Annotated in this window: 18 protein-coding genes; 12 read left to right on the forward strand and 6 right to left on the reverse strand. The window is 68.6% G+C overall.

Translation table 11 applies throughout. The features are described 5' to 3' along the window. Window positions 1–191: 191 nt before the first annotated feature. A complete protein-coding gene (locus LDL49_RS49250) occupies window positions 192–833 on the reverse strand; it encodes a B3/B4 domain-containing protein (protein ID WP_225301875.1) in 642 nt (213 codons plus the stop codon). A 75-nt stretch (window positions 834–908) separates the two neighbouring features. On the opposite strand from LDL49_RS49250, the gene LDL49_RS49255 reads away from it, so the two are divergent. From LDL49_RS49255 to LDL49_RS49295, 9 genes are all read left to right on the forward strand, one after another. Further along, window positions 909–1,481, forward strand: coding sequence for a winged helix-turn-helix domain-containing protein (locus tag LDL49_RS49255; protein ID WP_225301876.1), 573 nt, complete (start codon window positions 909–911; stop codon window positions 1,479–1,481). After that, window positions 1,481–2,752, forward strand: a complete 1,272-nt coding sequence (locus tag LDL49_RS49260; RefSeq protein ID WP_225301877.1) for an MFS transporter — start codon at window positions 1,481–1,483, stop codon at window positions 2,750–2,752. The genes LDL49_RS49255 and LDL49_RS49260 overlap by 1 nt, the downstream gene beginning before the upstream one ends. 85 nt (window positions 2,753–2,837) lie before the next feature. After that, a complete protein-coding gene (locus LDL49_RS49265) occupies window positions 2,838–3,902 on the forward strand; it encodes an MBL fold metallo-hydrolase (protein WP_225301878.1) in 1,065 nt (354 codons plus the stop codon). A gap of 184 nt (window positions 3,903–4,086) precedes the next feature. Continuing rightward, window positions 4,087–5,082, forward strand: a complete 996-nt coding sequence (locus LDL49_RS49270) for an ABC transporter substrate-binding protein (protein ID WP_225301879.1) — start codon at window positions 4,087–4,089, stop codon at window positions 5,080–5,082. Next, on the forward strand, window positions 5,082–5,879 hold the full coding sequence (locus tag LDL49_RS49275; RefSeq protein ID WP_225301880.1) for an ABC transporter ATP-binding protein: 798 nt from the start codon (window positions 5,082–5,084) through the stop codon (window positions 5,877–5,879). Before LDL49_RS49270 ends, LDL49_RS49275 begins: the two co-directional genes overlap by 1 nt. Then, window positions 5,839–6,717: an ABC transporter permease gene (locus LDL49_RS49280; protein ID WP_225301881.1), complete on the forward strand. Its 879-nt coding sequence runs from the start codon at window positions 5,839–5,841 to the stop codon at window positions 6,715–6,717. The genes LDL49_RS49275 and LDL49_RS49280 overlap by 41 nt, the downstream gene beginning before the upstream one ends. 2 nt (window positions 6,718–6,719) lie before the next feature. Next, window positions 6,720–8,000, forward strand: a complete 1,281-nt coding sequence (locus LDL49_RS49285; protein ID WP_225301895.1) for an LLM class flavin-dependent oxidoreductase — start codon at window positions 6,720–6,722, stop codon at window positions 7,998–8,000. Next, window positions 7,997–8,527, forward strand: coding sequence for an NAD(P)H-dependent oxidoreductase (locus LDL49_RS49290; RefSeq protein ID WP_225301882.1), 531 nt, complete (start codon window positions 7,997–7,999; stop codon window positions 8,525–8,527). The genes LDL49_RS49285 and LDL49_RS49290 overlap by 4 nt, the downstream gene beginning before the upstream one ends. After that, on the forward strand, window positions 8,524–9,012 hold the full coding sequence (locus tag LDL49_RS49295; protein WP_225301883.1) for a flavin reductase family protein: 489 nt from the start codon (window positions 8,524–8,526) through the stop codon (window positions 9,010–9,012). The genes LDL49_RS49290 and LDL49_RS49295 overlap by 4 nt, the downstream gene beginning before the upstream one ends. A gap of 36 nt (window positions 9,013–9,048) precedes the next feature. On the opposite strand, the gene LDL49_RS49300 is transcribed toward LDL49_RS49295, so the two are convergent. Continuing rightward, the gene (locus tag LDL49_RS49300; protein WP_225301884.1) at window positions 9,049–10,107 is read right to left on the reverse strand and encodes an NAD(P)H-dependent amine dehydrogenase family protein; all 1,059 of its coding nucleotides are present in this window, start codon (window positions 10,105–10,107) and stop codon (window positions 9,049–9,051) included. 180 nt (window positions 10,108–10,287) lie between these two features. Between LDL49_RS49300 and LDL49_RS49305 the strand changes: the two genes are divergently transcribed. Continuing rightward, window positions 10,288–11,160 carry an SDR family oxidoreductase gene (locus LDL49_RS49305; protein ID WP_225301885.1) on the forward strand — a complete coding sequence of 291 codons (873 nt, stop codon included), beginning with the start codon at window positions 10,288–10,290 and terminating at the stop codon, window positions 11,158–11,160. 50 nt (window positions 11,161–11,210) lie between these two features. Here LDL49_RS49305 and LDL49_RS49310 read toward each other — a convergent pair whose 3' ends face one another. After that, window positions 11,211–12,470, reverse strand: a complete 1,260-nt coding sequence (locus tag LDL49_RS49310) for a nucleotide sugar dehydrogenase (RefSeq protein WP_225301886.1) — start codon at window positions 12,468–12,470, stop codon at window positions 11,211–11,213. Window positions 12,471–12,596: 126 nt separating this feature from the next. Here LDL49_RS49310 and LDL49_RS49315 point away from each other — a divergent pair, with 126 nt between their 5' ends. Together LDL49_RS49315 and LDL49_RS58830 are read left to right on the forward strand one after the other, a co-directional pair. Further along, a complete protein-coding gene (locus LDL49_RS49315) occupies window positions 12,597–15,062 on the forward strand; it encodes an MFS transporter (RefSeq protein ID WP_225301887.1) in 2,466 nt (821 codons plus the stop codon). A 95-nt stretch (window positions 15,063–15,157) separates the two neighbouring features. Beyond that, complete coding sequence (locus LDL49_RS58830) at window positions 15,158–16,288, forward strand: glycosyltransferase family 4 protein (RefSeq protein ID WP_225301888.1); 1,131 nt, start codon at window positions 15,158–15,160, stop codon at window positions 16,286–16,288. Between the two features lie 1,142 nt (window positions 16,289–17,430). On the opposite strand, the gene LDL49_RS49325 is transcribed toward LDL49_RS58830, so the two are convergent. Genes LDL49_RS49325 through LDL49_RS49335 form a run of 3 tightly spaced genes read right to left on the reverse strand, consistent with a single transcriptional unit; the run spans window position 17,431 to window position 21,039 of the window. After that, entirely contained in the window at window positions 17,431–18,738 is a 1,308-nt protein-coding gene (locus LDL49_RS49325; protein WP_225301889.1) for a polysaccharide biosynthesis protein, read from the reverse strand. 34 nt (window positions 18,739–18,772) lie between these two features. Continuing rightward, complete coding sequence (locus LDL49_RS49330; RefSeq protein WP_225301890.1) at window positions 18,773–19,900, reverse strand: glycosyltransferase family 4 protein; 1,128 nt, start codon at window positions 19,898–19,900, stop codon at window positions 18,773–18,775. Then, entirely contained in the window at window positions 19,897–21,039 is a 1,143-nt protein-coding gene (locus LDL49_RS49335; protein WP_225301891.1) for a glycosyltransferase family 4 protein, read from the reverse strand. The genes LDL49_RS49330 and LDL49_RS49335 overlap by 4 nt, the downstream gene beginning before the upstream one ends. Between the last annotated feature and the right edge of the window lie 59 nt (window positions 21,040–21,098).

The raw sequence follows: 21,098 nt of genomic DNA on the forward strand, positions 1-21,098 counted from the left end.
CTCTTCCGCAGATCGGCGTTGATGTTAGAGAACCTGTCCAAGGTTACTCGTCTTGTCCGGCGGCGCGCGCAAGAGACGCCCAGCGGCCTCGCCTGATCCTCTCAAGAGAGTCCGAAGAGGTCACGCCCCCCTAGTCAGTCCAGGGGGTGCCGCAATTATCACTGTTTGGTATCAACAGCTGGGCGGCAGGTTTATTTCACCCCAGACAGCACTCTGGTGCTGATCCGCACCCCCGGGGACAGTTCGGTCAGCAGGTTCGCCAGCTCCTCGCCTGCCTCCTTGAGCTCCTCCATGGACATCGGCTCCAGCCGCTCCAGGATGAAGATCGCGTTCGTGGTCTCCTCGGTGAGCCGGGTGCGCGCCACCTGACGCCAGTTCCACCTGCGGCACGTGACGCCGACGTCGTCGCGCCAGATCACCTCGCCGGGCTCCGGGGCGCCGAGCGCCTCCGCCTCCTCGCCGCCCTCCGCCCTGACCAGTCGCGGCGGGCCGACGTAGTGGTCGAGGTCCTCGCCGCCGATCGGCAGCGCGTGCTTCACGCTGATCGAGTTGTACGCGTCGACGGCCTGGTTGATCTCCGGCAGCGGCAGCCTGCGGGTCAGGGCGTCGACCGAAGGTCTGGTCTTCTGCGGCTTGGCGCCGAACGCGCGGTAGGCGTCCTTCCACGCGTCGATCTTCTCGGCCTGTACGGGCTGCTCCGAGGCCGCGGCCAGCCAGGCGCGGGAACGGTCGTCGGTGGGCCCGTTGCGCAGGCCGTCCGCCGTCATGACCAGCACCGCGAAGTCGGGACGCAGGGCGAAGACCGCCTCGTCCACCCAGATCTCATCAAGCATGTGGCCCAGTTTATTCGTCAGGGAAACCCGCAAAATTCCCTTTGCAAAATTCACTTTGCGGTTTAGCCTTCGTCTATGGAAGAGCAGTTCAAGATCAGCGATCCTCAGGTGCTCAAGGTGGTGGCGCACCCCCTGCGGGTGCGGCTGCTCGGCCTGCTGCGCGGCGACGGGCCCGCGACGGCCAGCGAGCTGGGGCGCAAGGTGGCGGAGAGCTCCGGCTCGACCAGCTACCACCTGCGCGAGCTGGCCAAGTACGGCTTCATCGAGGAGGACCCCGAGCGGCGCGACGGCCGGGAACGCCGCTGGCGGGCCCGACATCAGTACACCTCCTGGGACAACCTGGAGATGGCGGCCACACCCGAAGGGCAGGAGGCCGTCCGGATCATGCAGCTGCGCCAGCTGGAGGCGCTGGGGCGGGCGGTCGAGACGTTCGAGGCGGGGGAGTGGCCCGCCGCGCTGGTCGAGGTCTCCGGGATGAGCGACCATCTGGTGCGGCTGCCCGTCGCGGGCGTCCGCGAGCTGAGTGAGCGCGTCGACGCGCTGGTGCGCGAGCTCGGCGAACGTTACGCGGACGACCCGGGCGCCGTGCCGATGAGCGTCTGGTCGGCGGTCTTCCCCCGGGGGCCGCGGGACGGGCGGGACGGCTGATGACTCCCCGATCCGCGTTACGCCGCTACCTGCTGGTCAGCTTCCTGACCTGGCTGCCGCCCGGCCTGATGAGCGCCGTCATGGTGCTGCTGATGACCGACCGGGGTCTCAGCCTGGCCCAGATCGGGTTCGCCGTCATGGTGTTCTCGATCGTCACCATCGGCCTCGAACTGCCCACCGGCGGCCTGGCCGACGTGATCGGCCGCCGGACGGTCCTGGCGGTCTCGGCCGCGTTCACCGTCGCCGCGCTCGCGCTGATGGCGGTCTCGACCACGTTCTGGATGTTCCTGGCCACCGGTGTGCTCAAGGGCGTCGCCCGCGCCCTGTCCAGCGGCCCCGCCGCCGCCTGGTACGTCGACACGCTCCACGACCTCGAAGGACCGGACGCCGACCTCAAGCCGGGCCTGGCGCGTGGCGGCGCGATGGAGTCGGTGGCGCTGCTCCTGGGCGTGCTGGTGGGCGGGTTCGCGCCGCTCGCGGTGCCGCCGGCGGTGATGATGACGCCTCTGGCGCTGCCGCCGCTGCTGGGCGCGGCGGCCGGGCTCGTACTGCTGGTGACAGTGCTCTTCGCGCTGCCCGAGGCAGCCCACCCGCAGCGCGTCGAGCGGTCGCTCGGGCGGGTGGTCCGAGACGTGCCCGCGACCGTGGCCGAGGGCGTGCGACTGGCGGCGGGCGGACCGCTGCTGCGCCGTCTGATGCTGGCCGCCGCGGCGTCGGGCGTCGCGCTGGCCGGCGTCGAGCTGCTCACCCCCGGCAGGCTGGCGGCGCTGGCGGGCACGGCGGAGCTGGGCAGCACCGGCTATGCCGTCGTGGCGGCGCTCGGGTTCGCCGGCAGCGCGGTGGGCAGCACGATCGTGCCCAGGGTGGCCAGGGCGGCGGGCGGTTCGGTACGCGGCGCGGTGGCGGGCGTCGTCCTGACCGCGCTGGCCATCGCCGCCCTGGCGGCCACGGCGGGCCTCGACGGGCCGGCCGGTTTCGCGGCCACCGGGCTGGCCTATGTCGTCATGTTCGCCGGGCTTTCGGTGGCCGGGGTGCTGTGCTCGGAGATGACGCACCACGCCGTAACGGCCGCCCAGCGCACGACCGTGACCTCGACGAGCTCCCTCTCACTTCAGGCGGGGGCGGCGCTGGCCAACACGACCTTCGGCACACTTGCCGTTCAGGCCGGGCTGTCCGCCACGTGGGCGCTCGCCGCGGGGGTGGTCCTGGCCTCCGCGCTGCTGTTCGTCCGCATGCCCGCGCTCCGGCCGGCAATGCGCTCGCCCCAGTGAAACTGAATGAAATGCCTGTCACCGGCCGTTTCCCGGGCCAGCCCACTGATCGGTAGTAGAACATGGTTCGGGCACAATGCTGAGCATGGCGAAGTTCGTGGTGACTCCATCCAGCGAGACCCAGCGCGCGGCGTGGCTCGGCGGAACGATTCCCGAGGTCGAGCGGGTGCGGCCGGGACTGTGGTCGGTTCCGGTGCCGATCCCGATCAATCCCCTGCGTTACGTGCTGGTCTACGTCCTGGAACTGCCCGACGGGGTCGCCATCGTCGATGCCGGCTGGAACACCGACGAGGCCTACGAGGCGCTCGTCGCGGGGCTGCGGGTCGCCGGGTACGCGATCACCGACGTCAAGGGCGTACTGGTGACCCACATCCATCCCGATCACTACGGCCTGGCCGGGCGGGTCCGGGAGATGTCGGGCGCGTGGATCGCCCTGCACCCCGCCGACGCGCGCCTCGTCCACGATCGCTACGACGACAGCGCCATCGACTCGCTGGTCGAGCGCGAACGGGCGCTGCTGGTCCGGTCCGGGGTGCCCGAGCTGACCCTGGACGAGCTGGCGGGCGCCTCGATGATGATCAGGCACATGGTGTCGATGGCCAAGCCCGACCGGCTGGTCGAGGACGGTGACCGGCTGGACCTGCCCGGCTGGGACCTGCGGGCCGTCTGGACCCCCGGCCACTCGCCCGGCCACCTCTGCTTCGTCTCGCCGTCCAGGAAGCTGCTGTTCTCCGGCGATCACGTGCTGGCCAAGATCACGCCGATGGTGGCCGTGCATCCGCAGTCCGCGCCCAACCCGCTGGCCGACTATCTCGACGCGCTGGCCGCCGTACGGAAGCTGGATGTGGAGGAGGTGCTGCCCGCGCACGAGTACCGGTTCCTGGAGCTGGCCGAACGGGTCGACTACGTGATGGCGCATCACGAGGAGCGGCTGGCGGAGATCGAACGGATGCTCGCGGGCGCCTCCGCCGGGATCTGCTGCTGGGACATCGCGACCGGCCTGACCTGGTCGCGGCCCTGGGAGACGATCCCGCCGTTCATGCGGCGCGCGGCCACCAACGAGACGCTGGCGCACCTGGTGTGGCTGGAGTCCCGGGGGCGGGCGCGGCGGGTGCTCGGTGAGCCCGAGCTGTGGTTCGCGGGCGCCTGACCAGGCGACATTTATTTCATGTAAACCCAGTAGGAAATGTTGACTTCCTGGCCGCGCCTGCGTAGCGTCGCAGGCATGAGCCCGGACCTCACCCGGCGCGCGCATGTCGACTTCTGCCGCGTCGTCAGCGCACAGTGTCACTAATCACGACTTAGTCCCCGTCCCCCTTATTTGAGGACATCTCGTGATCAAGCGTCTTGCTTCCCTTGTCCCTCTTCTCCTCGCCGTCACGGCGTGCGGCACCGCCCAGGGCGCCGCCGAAACCCAGGAACTGCGCTACCAGGGCAGTGTCGGCACCGTCACCTTCCCCGAGCTGGCCGAGGAGCTCGGCTATCTCAAGCCCGTCAAGCTCAAGTGGATCGGCAACACGACCAGCGGACCACAGGACATCCAGACGGCCGCCACGGGACAGAGCGACTTCGGCGGCGCGTTCAACGGCGCCGTGGTCAAGCTCGTCGCCGCCAAGGCTCCGATCAAGGCCGTGATCAGCTACTACGGCAGTGACCAGAACTCCTACCAGGGCTACTTCACGCTCCAGGACAGCCCGATCCGCGGCGCCCGCGACCTGATCGGCAAGAAGGTCGGCATGAACACCCTGGGCGCCCACGCCGAGGCCGTGCTGAAGGAATACCTCAAGCGCGGCGGCCTGACCCCGGCCGAGATCAAGCAGGTCGAACTGGTCGCCGTCCCGCCCGTCAGCACCGAGCAGTCGTTGCGCCAGAAGCAGATCGACGTGGCCGTGCTCGGCGGCATCCTGCGTGACAAGGCGCTGGCACGCGGCGGTCTCAAGGTCCTGTTCAAGGACGTCGACCTGTTCGGCGACTTCTCGGCCGGGACGTACGTGCTCACCGACCGCTTCATCAAGCAGAACCCGAACACGACCAGGAAGTTCGTCGAGGCCACCGCCAAGGCCATCCAGTGGACCCAGACCCACACCCGTGAAGAGGTCGTGGCCGAGTTCAAGAAGATCATCGCCAAGCGGGGCAGGAACGAGGACTCCACCACCGTCGGCTTCTGGAAGAGCAGCGGCGTCGCGACCAAGGGCGGGGTGATCGAGCCGCAGGAGTTCCAGCGGTGGATCTCCTGGCTGGAGGGCGCGGGCGAGATCAAGCCCGGCCAGATCAAACCCCAGGACGTCTACACCAACGCCTACAACCCGTTCGTCTCGGGAGGCTCCTGATGAAGATCGAGTTCGTGTCCGTGACCAAGGAGTTCGCCGTCCGCGGCAGCTCGTTCACCGCTCTGTCCGACATCTCGCTCGACGTGGCCGAAGGCGAGTTCCTCACGCTCGTCGGCCCCAGCGGTTGCGGCAAGTCCACCCTTCTCGACCTGCTCAGCGGCCTGACCCTGCCCACGCGTGGCGAGATCCGCATCGACGGCGTCCCCGTCACGGGTCCGGGGCTCGATCGGGGCATCGTCTTCCAGCAGTACGCGCTGTTCCCCTGGCGGACCGCGGTGGCGAACGTGGAGTTCGGGCTGGAGGCCAAGGGAGTGCCGCGGCGCGAACGCCGTGAGCGCGCCCGCGGCTACCTCGACCTGGTCGGGCTGCGCGGCTTCGACGAGCGCTACCCGCACGAGCTGTCGGGCGGCATGAGGCAGCGGGTCGCCATCGCCCGCAGCCTCGCCTACGACCCCGACGTCCTGCTCATGGACGAGCCCTTCGCCGCCCTCGACGCCCAGACCCGCGAGTCCCTCCAGGAGGAGCTGCTCCGCATCTGGAACAAGACCGGCAAGACCATCGTGTTCATCACCCACGGCATCGACGAGGCGGTCTACCTGGGGCAGCGGGTCGCCGTCATGACGCCCGGCCCCGGTCGTATCCGGGCCGTCGTGCCGGTCTCGTTCGCCTCCCGCGAGGGAGACCTGCGGGCCGATCCGGTGTTCGGCGAGTACCGCCACGCGATCTGGACGCTGCTGCGCGAGGAGGTGACCCCCGTTGGCCAGACCCTCACTCAGCCTCTCGGCCTCCCCGCTTGAGGACAACCACCTCCACCCGTCCGCCGTCACGACCCTCGCGCCGGTCTCTCCCCCCGTGCGTCCCGGCACCGGCCGGCGCCTCTGGGGCGTCGCCCGCCGGGTGGTCAACGCGTCCGCAGCGATCGTCGTGCTGGCCGCCGTCTGGGAGATCCTGCCCAGGGCCCAGGTGGTGGACCCCACCTTCCTCCCGCCGCTGGGCGACGTCCTGACCGCCTGGTACGACCTGCTCCGCAGCGGCGAGCTGGCCGACCACGCCCAAGCGTCCCTGGCCAGGTCGCTGGCCGGGTTCGGGGCGGCCATCGTGGTCGCCATCCCGCTGGGTCTGCTGATCGGCTGGTACCGCCCGGTGGCCGAGCTGCTGAACCCGGTCCTGGAGCTGTTCCGCAACACCGCCGCCCTGGCCCTGCTGCCCGTGTTCGTGCTGGTCCTGGGGCTGGGGGAGACGTCCAAGGTGTCGATCATCCTGTACGCCTGCGCCTGGCCGATCCTGCTCAACACCATCGCGGGCGTCAAAAGCGTCGACCCGCTCCTGATCAAGTCGGCGAGGTCCATGGGGCTCGGGCCGTACCGGCTGTTCCAGAAGGTCATCCTGCCCGCCGCGGTGCCCACCATCTTCACCGGCATCCGCCTGGCCGGGGCGTACTCGATCCTCGTGCTGATCGCCGCCGAGATGGTCGGCGCCAAGGCGGGGCTCGGCTACCTCATCAACTACGCGCAGTACAACTTCCGGGTGCCCGACATGTACGCGGGGATCATCACGATCTCGGTGCTCGGCCTGCTGTTCAACCTGCTCCTCGTACGCCTGGAGCGACGCTTCTCCACCTGGAGGACCACGTGACCATGCACCTGAACGCCTTTCTGATGGGCGTCGGCCACCACGAGGCCGCGTGGCGGCACCCGCTCACCGAGCCGAGCCGCATCACCGACATCCGGCACTTCCAGGAGCTGGCCCGGATCGCCGAACGCGGCAAGCTGGACTCGGTGTTCCTCGCCGACGGCCTCGCCCTGTGGGGAAATGTCCGGCACAACGCGCTCGGCGGGCTGGAACCGCTCACCCTGCTCGCCGCCCTGGCCGCCGTCACCGACCACATCGGCCTGATCGCCACGGTGTCCACGACGTACAACGAGCCGTTCCACGTGGCGCGCAAGTTCGCCTCCCTGGACCACATCAGCGGCGGCCGGGCGGGCTGGAACATCGTCACCTCCGCCGGCGAGGCCGAGGCCCGCAACTTCGGCATCGAACGCCCGCCGCACAGCGAGCGCTACCACCGGGCGGAGGAGTTCCTCCAGGTGGCGAACGCGCTCTGGGAGAGCTGGGCGGACGGAGCGGTCGTCGGCGACCGGCGCAGCGGGGTCTACGCCGACCTCTCCCGGGTCCGGCCGATCGACCACGTGGGCACGCACTTCAAGGTCCAGGGCCCGCTGAACGTCCAGCGCTCGCCCCAGGGCCGCCCCCTCCTCGTCCAGGCCGGGTCGTCGGAGGACGGCAAGGAGTTCGCGGCGAGGTTCGCGGAGGCGGTGTTCACCGCGCAGCAGACCCTCGAGGACGCCCAGGAGTTCTACGCCGACCTCAAGGGCAGGCTCCCCGCGTACGGCCGCCGGCCGCAGGACCTCAAGATCCTGCCCGGCGTCTCGCCCATCATCGGCTCGACGGAGCGTGAGGCGCTGCGGCTGGAGAAGGAGCTGGAGGACCTCATCGTCCCGGCGTACGGCGTGCAGCAGCTCTCGAACATCCTCGGCGTCGACCTCACCGCCCACCCCTTGGACGGCCCGCTACCGGACATCCCGCCCAACCCGGACGGCCAGCAGAGCCGCATCAAGCTGATCAAGGACCTGGCGGCCCGTGGCGACCTGTCGATCCGCGAGATCATCGGCAAGCTCGCCGGCGGCCGCGGTCACCGGGTCGTCGCGGGCACGCCGGAGCAGATCGCCGACCAGCTGCAGGAGTGGTACGAGAACGGCGCGGCCGACGGCTTCAACATCATGCCCCCGCACCTGCCGGGCGGCCTCGCGGACTTCGTCGAGCAGGTCGTCCCCGAGCTGCAGATCCGCGGCCTGTTCCGCAAGGAGTACGAGGCCCGAACCCTTCGCGACCACTACGGATTGGCCACCGCCTCATGAGCATCGTCACCGTCGTCGGCAACCCGCGCTCCGGATCGCGCACGTTGGGGGCGGCGGTCGCGGCCACCGACGCCATCGCCGCCCGGCTCGGCCACACGGGTCCGAGGGACGTCATCGACCTGTCGGCCCTGGCTCCGGAGCTGCTTCTTCCGCGGAGCACCGCGAATGTGGAGATCGCCCTCGAACTCCTCACCAGCGCCTCGGTGGCCGTCGTGGCCAGTCCCACCTACAAGGCGACCTACACCGGCCTGCTCAAGGCGTTCCTCGACCGGCTGCCCCCGAACGCCCTGGCCGGCACTGCCGCCCTGCCGATCCTCGTCATGGGCGACCCTAAGCACGCCCTGGCGGTGGAGGTCCACTTCCGCCCGCTCCTGGTGGAGCTGGGCGCCTTCGTCCCCACCCCCGGCCTGGCCCTCCTGGAGTCGGAGCTACCAGGAGACGACGGGCCCTTGGCCCGCTGGGCGGATCAGGTCGTGCCGCAGATAACGGTCAGGCAAGGAGCGTTCAGGGAAGGAGCGCTGAGATGACCATCTCCCTGGACCGCGACGAGTTCCGCACGGCCCTGGCCCAGCACGCCGCCGGAGTGGTCATCGTGACGGCCAGGCCGGAGGGTGTCCCGGTGGGCCTCACGGCGACCTCGTTCTCCTCGGTGAGCCTTGATCCGCCGCTGGTCTCCTTCTACGTCGACCAGTCGTCCACCACCTGGCCCTGGCTCCGGCTGGCCGACCATTTCGCGGTGAACGTCCTGGCCGGCCACCAGCACGACCTGGCCACCCGCTTCGCCCGGCGCGGCGTCGACCGTTTCGCCGCACCCACCCGCTGGCGTCCCGGTCCGCACGACACGCCGTTGCTGGAGGACGTCTCCGCGCATCTCATGTGCGTTCCCCACACGACCGTGGAGATAGGCGACCACACCCTGGTGGTCGGTCTGGTCACCGCCGCCCAGACCACCCCGGCCCGCCCGCTCCTCTACCACCGCGGGCAGTACGGGCGCTTCCTCCCGCACAACTGACCGCAGGTGGCCCGTTCCCCGCCGTACGTGGCCCGCCTAACGGACGCGGACCCGGTCGCGCGCGGTGGGGAGGGGAAGATCAAGCAGGGTGCGGATGCCGGGCGGGGCGGTGCAGACGGAGGGGATGGCGTTGATGGCGTGGGCGGCCGCGGCGGCCAGGCCGTGGGAGACCTCGTCGATCGACATGGTCATCTGCGGCACCCCCTCGATGTGGATCGCGAAGCCCGGCTCCGGCCAGCGTTCCACCTTGCCGGCGTCGGCCTTGTAGATCACCTCGACCGTCATGAACGGCCGCCCCCGCACCAGCCCCGAGAACACCCAGCGTGACGCGCACACCGCGCCCTCCTCGACCCGGCCGGCCGCGATCTCGAACTCCCGCCCGGCCACCTCGAACTCGTCGCGCTCCTCCACCTCGTCCAGCCGCACGTCGAGCGCGTCGGCCACGAGTTGCACGCTCTCGGCGAACAGCGAGCGCTGGAAGGTGCGGAACGGCCGGACCGCCGCGGCGTAGTCCTTGGCCGTGCGGGTGAACCCGACCATGTCCACGACGACCTGGCGCGACGGGTGGCCGCGGAAGTCCGACGACTCGCGCACATAGATGTGGTCGACCCGGTCCGACAGCCCGGTCAGCGCCAGCGGCAGGAAGTCGCTCATGAAGCCCGGGTTGATGCCGGTGCCGTGGAGCGTGGTGCCGCCCTTGTCGCAGGCGGCCTCGATGCGCTCCACCACCCGGGGGCCGTACGACTTGGGGTAGACGAAGCCGGTGGTCGTGATGACGTTCTTGCCCGCGGCGAGCAGCGCGCAGATGGTCTCCAGGTCCAGACTCCGGTCGGGGCCGAAGTAGAAGGACGGCAGCGGCATGTGCAGCACGCAGTCGGCCTCGATGGCCATGACGCGCTCCGGGTCGGTCGTGCAGCTCACGCCGGCGTACGGCAGGCCGACCAGCTCGCCGGCGTCTTTGCCGATCTTGTCATGGTCATAGACGAGGACTCCCGCGAGCTCCAGCCCCGGCCTGCTGAGCACGCTGCGCAGCGCGTAGCGGCCGACGGCTCCCGTGGCCCACTGAACCACGCGAAGGGGCGCGTTTACCGGCATGTCCGGCCTCCGAAGGCCCGGTGGAGGGCGGACAAGCGCTGGGGTCGCCGCCCATGCGAAGCCCAGAACTCTAGCAGAGAATGAACCTTCCGATCACTATCCGCGACGATCAGTCGTAGTGCGGCGGACTCGGGTTATTGTGCCATGACTAGAACGTTGTTCTCCTGCGCTGGAGGTTCGATGCTTCGGTTCGATGACAGGGTCGCGATCATTACGGGGGCCGGGCACGGTCTCGGCAGGTCGCACGCGCTCCTGCTGGCCGAGCGGGGTGCCAAGGTCGTCGTGAACGACCTGGGCGGCGCGCTCGACGGCACCGGCGCCTCCGCGGGTCCCGCCGCCGACGTGGTCGAGCTCATCACCAAGAACGGCGGACAGGCCATCGCCAACGCCGACAACGTGGCCACACCGGAAGGGGCCAGGGCGATCGTGCAGGCCGCGGTCGACGCGTTCGGCAAGATCGACATCGTCGTCAACAACGCGGGCATCCTGCGTGACAGGTCGTTCGGGAAGATGGCGGTCGAGGACTTCGACAGCGTGCTGGCCGTACACGTGCGCGGCTCCTACCTGGTCAGCCAGGCCGCCTACCCGTACATGAAGGAGGCCGGCTACGGCCGCGTCGTCAACACCTCCAGCCCGGCGGGCCTGTTCGGCAACTTCGGCCAGGCCAACTACTCCACCGCCAAGATGGGCCTGATCGGCCTGACCAAGACGCTCGGCATCGAGGGCGCCCGCAACGGCATCAAGGCCAACGCCATCGCGCCGATCGCCTGGACGCGGATGACCGAGTCGCTGCTGCCGGCCGAGTTCGAGGCCAAGTTCACCCCTGAGCGGGTCAGCGCGCTGGTGGCCTACCTCGTGCACGAGTCATGCGAGCCGAGCGGCGAGGTGTTCAGCGTCGGCGGCGGCCGGGTGGCGCGGGTGTTCGTGGCCGAGGGGCCCGGCTGGAAGTCGGACGAGCTCACGCCGGAGTCGCTCGCGGACAACTGGGCGGCGGTCATGGCCGAGCAGCCGTACGTGCTGTCGGCGGCTGATTCGATGAAGGCCATGCTCTAGGGACGCCGGAGGCTACCTGCCGTCGGGCAGGTAGCCCCGCTCCGCGTTCGTCACAGCCGCTCGACGTTGGGCCCCCGGCAGCGGTTGCGCGTGTCGAAGACGAAGGCGCTCACCTGCTCGACCATCTCGTAGTCAAAGCAGTCGTGGTCGGTGAGGATCAGCACCGCGTCCGCCTGAGCGAGCTCCTGGCGCGTGGCGTCGACGATCGCGATCCCCTGCGGCAGCAGGAAGTGGTCCACGTGCGGGTCGGCGGCCCGCACATCCGCGCCCAGCTTGCGCAGGGCCCTGGCCACCTCGATCGCCGGTGATTCGCGGCAGTCGCCCGCGTTCTTCTTGTAGGCGAGGCCGAGCACGACCACTCGGCTGCCCTTGATCGACCTGGAGCGCTGGTTCAGCGCGAGGGCCAGCTGGTGGATGACGTGATCCGGCATGTGGTCGTTGATGTCATTCGCCAGCTCCACGAACCGGAAGTTGTGCCCCAGGCTGCGCTTGACCTTCCACGACAGATAGGACGGGTCGATCGGCAGGCAGTGCCCGCCGACGCCCGGGCCCGGGGTGAAGCGCATGTAGCCGAACGGTTTGGTGGAAGCCGCGTCGATGGCCTCCCAGACGTCGATCCCCAGCTGTCGCGCGAAGATGGCCAGCTCGTTCACCAGGGCGATGTTGATGTGCCGGAAGGTGTTCTCCAGGAGCTTGCTCAGCTCGGCCACCTGGACCGAGGAGACGGGAACGGCATCCCGCACGATGCGCTCGTAGAAAGCCTGGACTCTTTTCAGCGAGGACTCGTCGATGCCGGACACGATCTTCGGGGTGTTCTCCAGCCGCCAGCGGGTGTTTCCCGGGTCGATCCGTTCGGGGCTGTAGCCGAGGTAGAAATCCTCGGGCGCCTGCAGTCCGGAGCCTTCCTGAAGCAGGGGCAGGAGATATTCCTCGGTGGTTCCGGGGTATGTCGTGGACTCCAGCACCACTGTGGCGCCCGGCCGAAGGAGCGGCGCGATGGATTGGGCGGCCGAGGCGATGTGCCGGAGATCGGGCACGCCCTCGCGAAGCGGCGTCGGCACGGTGATCACACAGATGTCGAATCTCTCGGCGTCGGCGTAATCGGTGCTGGCCAGATAGCGGCCACAGCGGTGCGCGGTGGCCAGTTGGTCGTCATCGATGTCCTCGACATAGGACTCACCGGCGTTCAACCGCTTGATCCGCCACTCGTCCACGTCGATACCCACGACGTCGAATCCCGCGTCGACCGCCCGCATCGCCAAGGGCAGGCCGACGTACCCCTGTCCGACGATCACCAGCTTCTCTCTCATATCAGGACCCCCGTCACTTAGAGATGAGATACGACCGACTGTAGGAGCCCAGCATTCTCATATCCTGATTCGACGGCGGCCCCGGCGTGTCGTCTTGTGTCCGATTCCGGCGCAACCTCCAAGCGTTTGACCGCCTACGGCACCGGCAAACCTGAAAACCCCGCCAAGGACCGGCAAGAACATCGCTGTACTTGGGCTTTGGCCCATGTCCAAGGCATCGGCGTCGTCAGACTTGCGCGCATGGCCGAAGCCCCACCCTCTCTGCGTTCCGCGCTGCCCGCCGAACCTGTGCCCGGCACAGAAGCGGACGGAGCACGGCCTCAGGGAAAACGCGCCGCCTCACGCCGGCTACAGAGAAGTCTCTCTCCGTGGCTGCCGACGATGGCCGTGATCGCCTGTGTCGGTGGTGTGCTGGGGTCCTATGGGGTGTCCGTCAGGGACCTGGCCTTCTTCAGCGGCTATGTCGCGTTGGGCATCGCGCTGCCGGGCCTGCTGTGGATCCGGGTCCTCTACCGGCGTGCGCACACGCTGCCGGAGGAGATCGCACTTGGCGTGACGCTCGGCTACGCGCTCGAGATCCTCACCTACATACCGGCCCGTGCGCTCGGGCAGCCCTTGCTCGTCGCGGCATGGCCGATCGGCACCTATGCGGTCTTCTTTGCCGTCCCCCAGCTGCGCAGGCGCTGGAAGGGCGCGTCCCGCGCGGGCCGGACGCCGCTGTGGTGGTCGTGGTGCACCGCGCTGGCCGTGATCTACCTGATCGGGTGGATCGCCGTCAACTTCTACCGGACCCAAGCCCTCACCTGGCCGGCGATCGGGAGATCGTACGTCGACATGCCGTTTCACCTGGCCCTGATCGGCGAGTTGAAACACCACATGCCTCCCACAATGCCCGGGGTCGCCGGAGAACCCCTGGGGTACCACTGGTTCGTCCACGCGCATATGGCGGCGGCCAGCTGGATCACGGGAGTGGAACCACGGGTGCTGCTCTACCGCCTGGCCGTGCTGCCCATGCTCGCCGCGCTCGTTGTGCTTCTCGGGCTGGTCGGCCGGCGCGTGACCGGCTCGCGGATGGGCGCGCTGGCCGCAGTCGCGAGCACGATCCTCATCACGGCGCCCAGCTTCTACCTGGGTACGGCCACCGGAGTGTTCTCCTGGAGGGCCATACAGTCATGGGTAAGCCCGAGCCAGACTTTCGGGGCCCTGCTCTTCGCCCCGATCGTCGTGCTGCTCATTGACCTTCTCGGACGCCGGCGGCAGCCACGGGGCTGGTGGGTGGTCCTGGGAATCATGCTCGTGGCGGTCATGGGGGCCAAGGCCACCTTCCTGCCCTTGCTCGCGGCCGGGCTGGTGATGGTCGTGCTGGTCGAGGCGGCCAGATCGTTCTGCCTGCCTCGTCGAGCACTCGCGGCGCTGGGGCTGACCGCGACGTGCCTGCTCTTCGCGGAGTTCGGGTTGTTCGGCGGCGCGCGGCAGGGGCTCGTCGTCGACCCGCTGTCGATCATACGTGTGACCTTGAGAGACCTGACCGGCGCGGGCGACGCGGCCGAGGTGTCGACGGCCTCCGTGCTCGGCGTCACCCTCCTGTGTGTCCTGAGCGGGGTCATAACGTGGTGCGGAGCCCTCGGGCTCCTGAGTCGGCCGCGGTTGCTCGCGCAACCCGTGGTGGTGCTCGTGCTGAGCATGAGCGCGGCCGGTCTCGGGGCCGCGCTCCTGCTCGGCCATCCGCATCTGTCACAGGGGTACTTCCTGCAGGCGTCCTATCCCTACCTGGCGATGATCGCGGTCTACGGAATCGGCTGCATCGCCCGGCGGGCGGGAGTGACGCTCCGGGCGATGGTGTTCGCGGCCGGCATCGGGGTGACGGCTGTCTACGTCATCCGGATGCTCTGCGCTGTCAAGGTTCCCCTGGAGGCAGGGGAGGACGAGACCGTCCTGTATCTGCCTTATCTCGCCCTGCTGGGCGTCGTCCTCCTGGGCGTTCTGGTGATGCGTGCCGCCCGCCAGAGCAAGCTTCGTATCTGTGCTCTGGTGATCTGCATGGTCACGGCCGCGGGCACGCCCGCCGCCTGGTTCGCGAATGTCATGCCCGACCTGTACGGGAGCCAGGCGGCAAGCGTACGGGACCCGTACGGGACCGCGCCTGCCCCGGCGATTCCCAAGGGCGCTTTCGCCGCGGGGAACTGGCTGCGCGCCCATTCGGATCCCGACGACCTCATCGCCACGAACACGCACTGCCGCTGGGGATACGAGAGCCCATGCGACAGCCGCGAATTTTGGGCGACCGCACTGAGCGAACGACGTGTGCTGGTCGAAGGGTGGGCCTATACAGCGACCAACATGGACAGCCGGAGCCCCGGGAAGGTGAAGGAGAATCTTCCTTTCTGGGATCGCGAGCGAATTCGGGCCAACGATGCGGTGTTCCAGGCGCCCTCATCGGACGCGGTCCGATACCTGCGTGACCATTATGGAGTCAGGTGGCTATTCGTGGACGAACGTCGGATGAGTGCCGGCGTCGACCTCTCAGCCTTCGCTCAGCTCCGTTTCCGCTCTGAAGACCATGCCGTTTACCAGCTGTCGAACATGACGTAGGTGGGGATCCGCGTGGCTCCAGGTTGATCGCGGGTCGGGTCGTCCGATGCCGTGATCAGCGTGGCCCTGAAGTGGTTATGGCGAGTATTCGGGGCGTGTCGGTTCTTGCCGCGAAGCAGGGGCTCCGGGACGGTGACGATATGGATTTCCGTGAGATCAAACTCGCCGATCTCAGGCGCGGCAATATTGCCGAAAATCGGGTATTTCATACTAATATCTGGTTTAAGAGCATCAACAACACCAGATATGCTGAGCTGTTGCCCATTCTGGATCGGGTGGACAGTCTCATGCTGCGCTGCACTGACAGGAGAATTATTCGCGGGATTCAGTTCCGCGCGTTGAATCGTTCCATCGGTGCGCACGGGCGCCTTCTCTTCCAGCAGGCCGCCAGGCGTTACAGATATGGATTCATCACCAACACCAGGCACATTCCATTTGCTGCGTTTCCTGTCGTGGTGGACATGGACGATCCGTACTTCACCGAGGACGAGGTGCGGACTCTGCGATCTTCTCGGCAGATAGCCGCGCTTGTTGTCACCAACCAGGCGGCCGCCGACCGTTACCGCGAACTGGGTGTGACGTGCCCGATCCACGTCATCGGCCACGGCCTGCGGACGGTGGAGCCCGATCCCGGAGTGCTGGAGGACGTGCGGCACCACAAGAAGCCAGGAGAGCTGACGGTGGGCTACGCCGCCGCGTGGCATCTCTGCGACCAGGATCGTGGTCCTGATCCCATGTACAACGTGACGCACCTGGTTGAAGAGGTGTGGCCCGGAGTGGTGGCCGCTTGCCCGCAAGCGCGCCTCTGGCTGATCGGTGGGGTCGGCAAGGTTCTGGGACGCAGGCTCGCGGGCCGGCCGGACGTCGAGCTGGTGGGACACGTACCCGCTGAGCACGTTCCCGCCTATCTGACCGCCTTCGACGTGGGGCTCTATCCTCGCCGGATCCAGCACGAGCGATCCTCGGTGAAGGTGGCCCAATACCTGGGATGCGGAGTCCCAGTCGTCGGTTACCGGAGCGTTCCCACCGAGCTGATCAGCGGTGCCGGATCAGGAATCATCGTCGACTCTCCTGAGGAATTCCTGGCGGCGCTGGTGCGGCTCCTGCGAGATCCGGCCCTACGGGCTCAGCAGTCCACCCGTGCGCGTGCGGCGGCGCGCCAAGTGAGCTGGGATGTTCTGGGCGCGAGATACCGGGCACTGCTCGAGGACGTTCTTCCCCAGTAGGGCGAGGCAGCGCCGCCGAGGAGATGACGGTGAAGAAGAGCAGGGTGAGCATCGAGCCCCCGTAGAGCGGTGTCTCGGTGAGCGAGATGGCCAGGACGCCGGTCAGGAAGAGGTACGCGGAACCATCGGTCCGCGAGGTCTCGACGGACAGCAGGAGAATGTAGGCCAGGAACAGCAGGATGCCGACGAGCCCCGTGGCCACCCCCAAGTGGACCCAGAGGTTGTAGACGATGCCGCCGTTGAGGTGGTCGAGGACCGCCCAGCCGTGGCCGGTGAGGGGCTTCTCGCCGAACTGCCGCAGGCCCACCGCGATCGCTTCCGCTCGGAGCTCACCGGACTCCTGATTGAGATCCAGGACCGTGGTGAGCCTCGGTACGACGAAGAGTCCGATCGGTGCCAGGACGAGCGGCAGCGTCACGGGTACGTACCATCGCCTCGGCAGCGCCGTCGCGACCAGCACGACAACGAACGCGAACCAGATCGACCTCGTCTGAGTGGCGGCCACACCGAGCACCAGCAGAGGCCGGATCAGGATCCGGGCGGGGAGCGGCAGTGCCTTGATGGGCCTGAAGATCAGCGCTGCCAGCAGAAGCGCACCCGCCTGTGCGGGGTCCGCCATGAGACTGCCCCAGAGGCGGTCGGTGAGATGTGGCAGATGGACGACCATCTGGTAGACGGCCAGCCCCAGCACCGCCCAGAGCAGGCCACGTCGTGCTGCCGGACTGTGCGTCAACCCGACTCCCACAGCCGCGTACAGCACGAGGTGAACGAGCGGCCAGAACGTTCCCGCATGAGCCGGGGTCACCACGGCGGCCCAGGCGAAGAAGGCGACGAGGGCCGCCTGGGACGGTGCGAACCGGATCTCCACGATCGCGCCGCTGACGGCCAGCCGTACCAAGTAGGCCATGGCGATCGCGTCACACACCTTCAAGTCACCGACAAGGGGCAAGTCCATGCGCATGATGCACACCATCAGCGCGGGGAGCGCGGGAAGCGGGAGGATCAGCAGAGCCAGCACCCAGATCGCGCGCCCCGTCATGGCCTCACCGAGCTGGTCGGCGGCCAGCCCGGCGAGTGCCACGGCAGCTCCGAGCAGAAGCCTCGCGAGTGTGACGCCTGGCATTCCTGCCGGGCGAGCGGCCTCAATCATGGCAAACCACCAGTCTTCGAAGAGCGAGGAACCAGAACGCGGATCCGATCACGGTCAAGGCCAAAGATCCCCAGCCGAAGGCGACTGCCGTGGCGATCGGCTCTTGAGCGATCCGGGCGGCGAGGAGCAGCAGCCCGAGACAGAGGAGTCCCTCAATAGTGAGAAAGGCCAGCCGCCAACCCGGCTTGCCGAGGGCGAGCGGAAGCACCTTGGACCAAGACACGCCCCCCTTCACGCAAGCTACGGCGAGGAGCAGCAGGGCGGCGATGCTCGTCTGCGCGTACGACGAGCCGTAGGCCAGTCCGAGCACGGGCCCGGCAAGCGGGATCGCGAGGACGAGCGCGCCCGCCCCTAGGGTCCCCAACGTCAGACTCGACCGTGTCACGTCGGTCTTGATGCGCCGAGCTTCGCCGGCCGCCGCCGCCTCAGCCAGCCGGGGTTGCAGCATCGAGGCCACGGGACTGATCAGGCTCGTGTAGATACGGGCCGGGGCCGAGGCGATCTTGATGATGGTGACAAGCGCGGGGTCGCCGACCACGCCCGCCAGCACGAGGAGACCCGACTCCGAGGCGGCCGCCACCGAGGTCGCGGTGGACGCTTTGGCGGAGAATCTCACCAGGCCGGTGGGCAAAGCGGCACCCGGAACGGGTGGCCCGTACACGCTGTGGACGGACCTCAGGGCCCCCCGGGCGAGCACCACCGCGGTCACCAGCGCACCCGCGGCCTGACCGGCGAGATAGCCGACCGGCCCGCCCGCGAGCAGACCGCCGAGGGCGAGCAGGCACAGCAGAGCGGCGCACCACAGCCGGACCCGCCCGAGCCGCTGCAACCGTCCGGTGAGAGCGAAGGCGGCACCGGCCGACCCGGTCGAGGAGGTGGCGCCGGCCGTGACGATGGCGAGGGTGAGCAGCACCGCGAGATCACCGGAAACGCCGCCGATCAGGTACGCGGCCAGCGTGAGCAGCAACCCGACCCCGCTCGCGCCCGCGCCGATTCCCACGTCCCATCTGAACAGTCGGCCGAACAACGCGGCACCTCCCCCGTCGCGGGACCGCTGGAGCGGCACGTACCGTTGCGCCGCGTCCTCCAGTCGGGGGTCGCACAACAGGAACCAGACAGACGCCAGCGATTGCGCGGAGATCACCTTTCCGGCTTCCGCCGCCGAGGTCGTCCGCACCAGCGCGATCGTGCTCAGGACGGACAGGATTCCCTCGCCCTGGCTGCCGACGGCGAGCGAGACGAACGTCCGCAACTGCCGCCGCGCCGGCATGCGCGCGTGCCGGACCATCGTTTCACGCAAGGATGTCATCATCAGAGGCCGATCTCGTTTCCCGTCACCGGTCGGTCCCGGCGGACATGGCGATGTCCCGGATGAAGCCGGCGAACATGTCGATCATCACGTCGAAGTCGTGGTGTTCCGCGACGTATCGTCGTCCGGCGGCCCCGGTCGACCAGGCGCGCTCCGGGTCGGCGAGGAGCGAGACGATGCTCTCCGCCCACCCGCGCACGTCTCCCGGCGTCAGCAGCGCACCGGTCTCGGGCCGGATGATCTCTCGGTGCGCGGGGATGTCGGAGCAGAGCATCGGCAAGCCGCAGGACATCGCTTCCAGGACCGCCCGTGGCTGCCCCTCCGACCATGACGGATGGACGGCGAGTCGCGCCTGCCCGAACGTGCGGACGACCTCGTCGCGCGGTACGGAGCCACGCAACTCGACATGGTCTCCGACGCCGAGATCGTTGATCAAGCTCTGCAGCCGCGGACGCTCGGACCCCTCGCCGAGTACGACCAGCCGTGCGCCGGGGACACGGTCGACGACGTGGGGCCACGCCCGAATCACACTCGCGTGGTTCTTCACGGGCAGCAGGTTGCCGACCATGACCGCGTGGATGGGACGGAGGCCCGGAGCGGCTGAAGGCGCGAAGAACCGGGTGTCCACTCTGCTCGGAATGTAGGCGACCGGGCGGCGTGTCCATTGCTCGGCCCGGCGCTTGATCCCCTGACGCACGGCGCGGACGGCGGTGGCTCGGCGTACCGCCGCTCGCGAAACCAGGGCCAGCCCGGCTCTCTTCACCACGCCGCCGTACGCGGGGCCCGGGTCGAGTACGTCCCCTTGGATCTGCACGATGTGCGGCGTCCGAGTCCGTGTTCGGGAGAGCTCGACCGCCACGGCGGCGAGCGGGTCACTGGACAGCAGGACGTCGCAGAACCTGGGCAGGCCGTGGTCGATCGTGTGCCGGGCGGCCCGGAGAAAGGCCGGCCGTGACAGGTCAGGGACTCGGTACAGGTGGACGGCGCCGAGCTCGGTGAACCCCGGCTCCGCCGCTCCCGAGGGCACGATGACGCTGTAGGGCCCGCCGAGCCGTTCGGCCAGCGCCCGCGCGGAGCGCAGGTCGCCGTCGTCGGCCCGCAGGTCACGTGTCCAGGGACTCGACACGACCAGAGTGACGGAAACAGGCCTCATAGGATGTCCTCCAGCATGCTGGCGACATGCTGCGGGGAGAACCGCTCCCGGGCTCGCTCCCGCATGCGGACTCCGAGAGCCTCGCGCTCAGAGCTCGTCAGGCGCGCCACCTCAGTGGTCATCCTGATCAACGCGGGCAGGTCCCCGACGTCGCAGAGGAAGGGATAGTCGGGTCCCACCACGTCCGCCGAGCCGCCCGCCCTGGTCGTCACGAGGGGCAGTGCGGTGCTCATGGCTTCCAGGAGCACGCGCGGAAAGCCTTCCTCGTAGCTGGGCATCAGGAAGCAGTCCGCGGCTCCGTACAGTGAGGGCAACTGCTGGTTCGGGACTGGCCCCATGATGCGCAGGTCCGCTCGGCCGCGACCCAGTTGCTCCAGGTACGAGCGGTCGGGTCCGTCGCCCACCACCACCAGCCGGACAGGACGGTCCAGCTCGGCTCGGACGGCGTCGAGATACGGGACGAGCAGCCGCGTTCCCCTCCGGAAGGAGAGGCGGTGCACAAAAAGGAGCACGAACTCGGTGTCATCCCAGCCGAGACGGTGGCGGGCCTCCTGCCGCACATCTGGAGGTAGAGGTGCGAACCGATCGCTGTCGATGTCGTTGTAGAGCAGCCGCATTCGGTGGGCTGGGATCCGCCATCTGGCCCGCATGACCGGAACCATGCTCTCCGGGCCGGTCACGAAGCCGTGCGCGCAGCGGGCGAGCAGCGTGTTGAACAGGTCGTTCCATCGATGCCGCAGCGTTCTGCGCCTGTTGCCGTCGACCATGTCGGCCGTTCCGCTGCGCCACAGCAAGATGCGATGCCGGAAGAGCGGATAAGTCAGAATGAGCACGATGAGCAGGAAGCGCGAATAGCGGAGGAAGTACGTGCGGTAACCGGTGCGCGCGCACCAGCGGACCGCCGAGAACGCGCGGACCAGACGGGCGACCCGGCTCCGGCCGACCGTCGAGATCACCTTGCGCACGCCGGGCAGTCGCGCGGGTGGCGTGCCCCGCTCCACCAGCGCGACCACGTCCATTCTCGCGCCGAGAGCGGCGAGAAAAGCCGGGATGTGCGCGAAGTGCTCGGACTCCTCGGAGGACAGGTGCGGGATTACGTAAACGACTTTCGAGCGGGCCGGGAGCGATTCGGTCCTCATATTCACTCGGTCATCGTGACAATCGAGAGCACACTGCCCGGCTATGGCGCTCCGCGCAC

The sequence above is a fragment of the Nonomuraea aurantiaca genome (genome assembly GCF_020215705.1).
Classification (GTDB): domain Bacteria; phylum Actinomycetota; class Actinomycetes; order Streptosporangiales; family Streptosporangiaceae; genus Nonomuraea; species Nonomuraea aurantiaca.

Excerpts from the sequence above, each read along its gene's own strand:
- LDL49_RS49265 (WP_225301878.1), top strand. The coding sequence starts at position 2,838 with ATGGCGAAGTTCGTGGTGACTCCATCCAGCGAGACCCAGCGCGCGGCG.
- LDL49_RS49330 (WP_225301890.1), bottom strand. The coding sequence starts at position 19,900 with ATGAGGCCTGTTTCCGTCACTCTGGTCGTGTCGAGTCCCTGGACACGT.
- LDL49_RS49300 (WP_225301884.1), bottom strand. The coding sequence starts at position 10,107 with ATGCCGGTAAACGCGCCCCTTCGCGTGGTTCAGTGGGCCACGGGAGCC.
- LDL49_RS49295 (WP_225301883.1), top strand. The coding sequence starts at position 8,524 with ATGACCATCTCCCTGGACCGCGACGAGTTCCGCACGGCCCTGGCCCAG.
- LDL49_RS49290 (WP_225301882.1), top strand. The coding sequence starts at position 7,997 with ATGAGCATCGTCACCGTCGTCGGCAACCCGCGCTCCGGATCGCGCACG.
- LDL49_RS49260 (WP_225301877.1), top strand. The coding sequence starts at position 1,481 with ATGACTCCCCGATCCGCGTTACGCCGCTACCTGCTGGTCAGCTTCCTG.
- LDL49_RS49285 (WP_225301895.1), top strand. The coding sequence starts at position 6,720 with ATGCACCTGAACGCCTTTCTGATGGGCGTCGGCCACCACGAGGCCGCG.
- LDL49_RS49250 (WP_225301875.1), bottom strand. The coding sequence starts at position 833 with ATGCTTGATGAGATCTGGGTGGACGAGGCGGTCTTCGCCCTGCGTCCC.
- LDL49_RS49305 (WP_225301885.1), top strand. The coding sequence starts at position 10,288 with ATGCTTCGGTTCGATGACAGGGTCGCGATCATTACGGGGGCCGGGCAC.
- LDL49_RS49275 (WP_225301880.1), top strand. The coding sequence starts at position 5,082 with ATGAAGATCGAGTTCGTGTCCGTGACCAAGGAGTTCGCCGTCCGCGGC.
- LDL49_RS49255 (WP_225301876.1), top strand. The coding sequence starts at position 909 with ATGGAAGAGCAGTTCAAGATCAGCGATCCTCAGGTGCTCAAGGTGGTG.
- LDL49_RS49310 (WP_225301886.1), bottom strand. The coding sequence starts at position 12,470 with ATGAGAGAGAAGCTGGTGATCGTCGGACAGGGGTACGTCGGCCTGCCC.
- LDL49_RS49335 (WP_225301891.1), bottom strand. The coding sequence starts at position 21,039 with ATGAGGACCGAATCGCTCCCGGCCCGCTCGAAAGTCGTTTACGTAATC.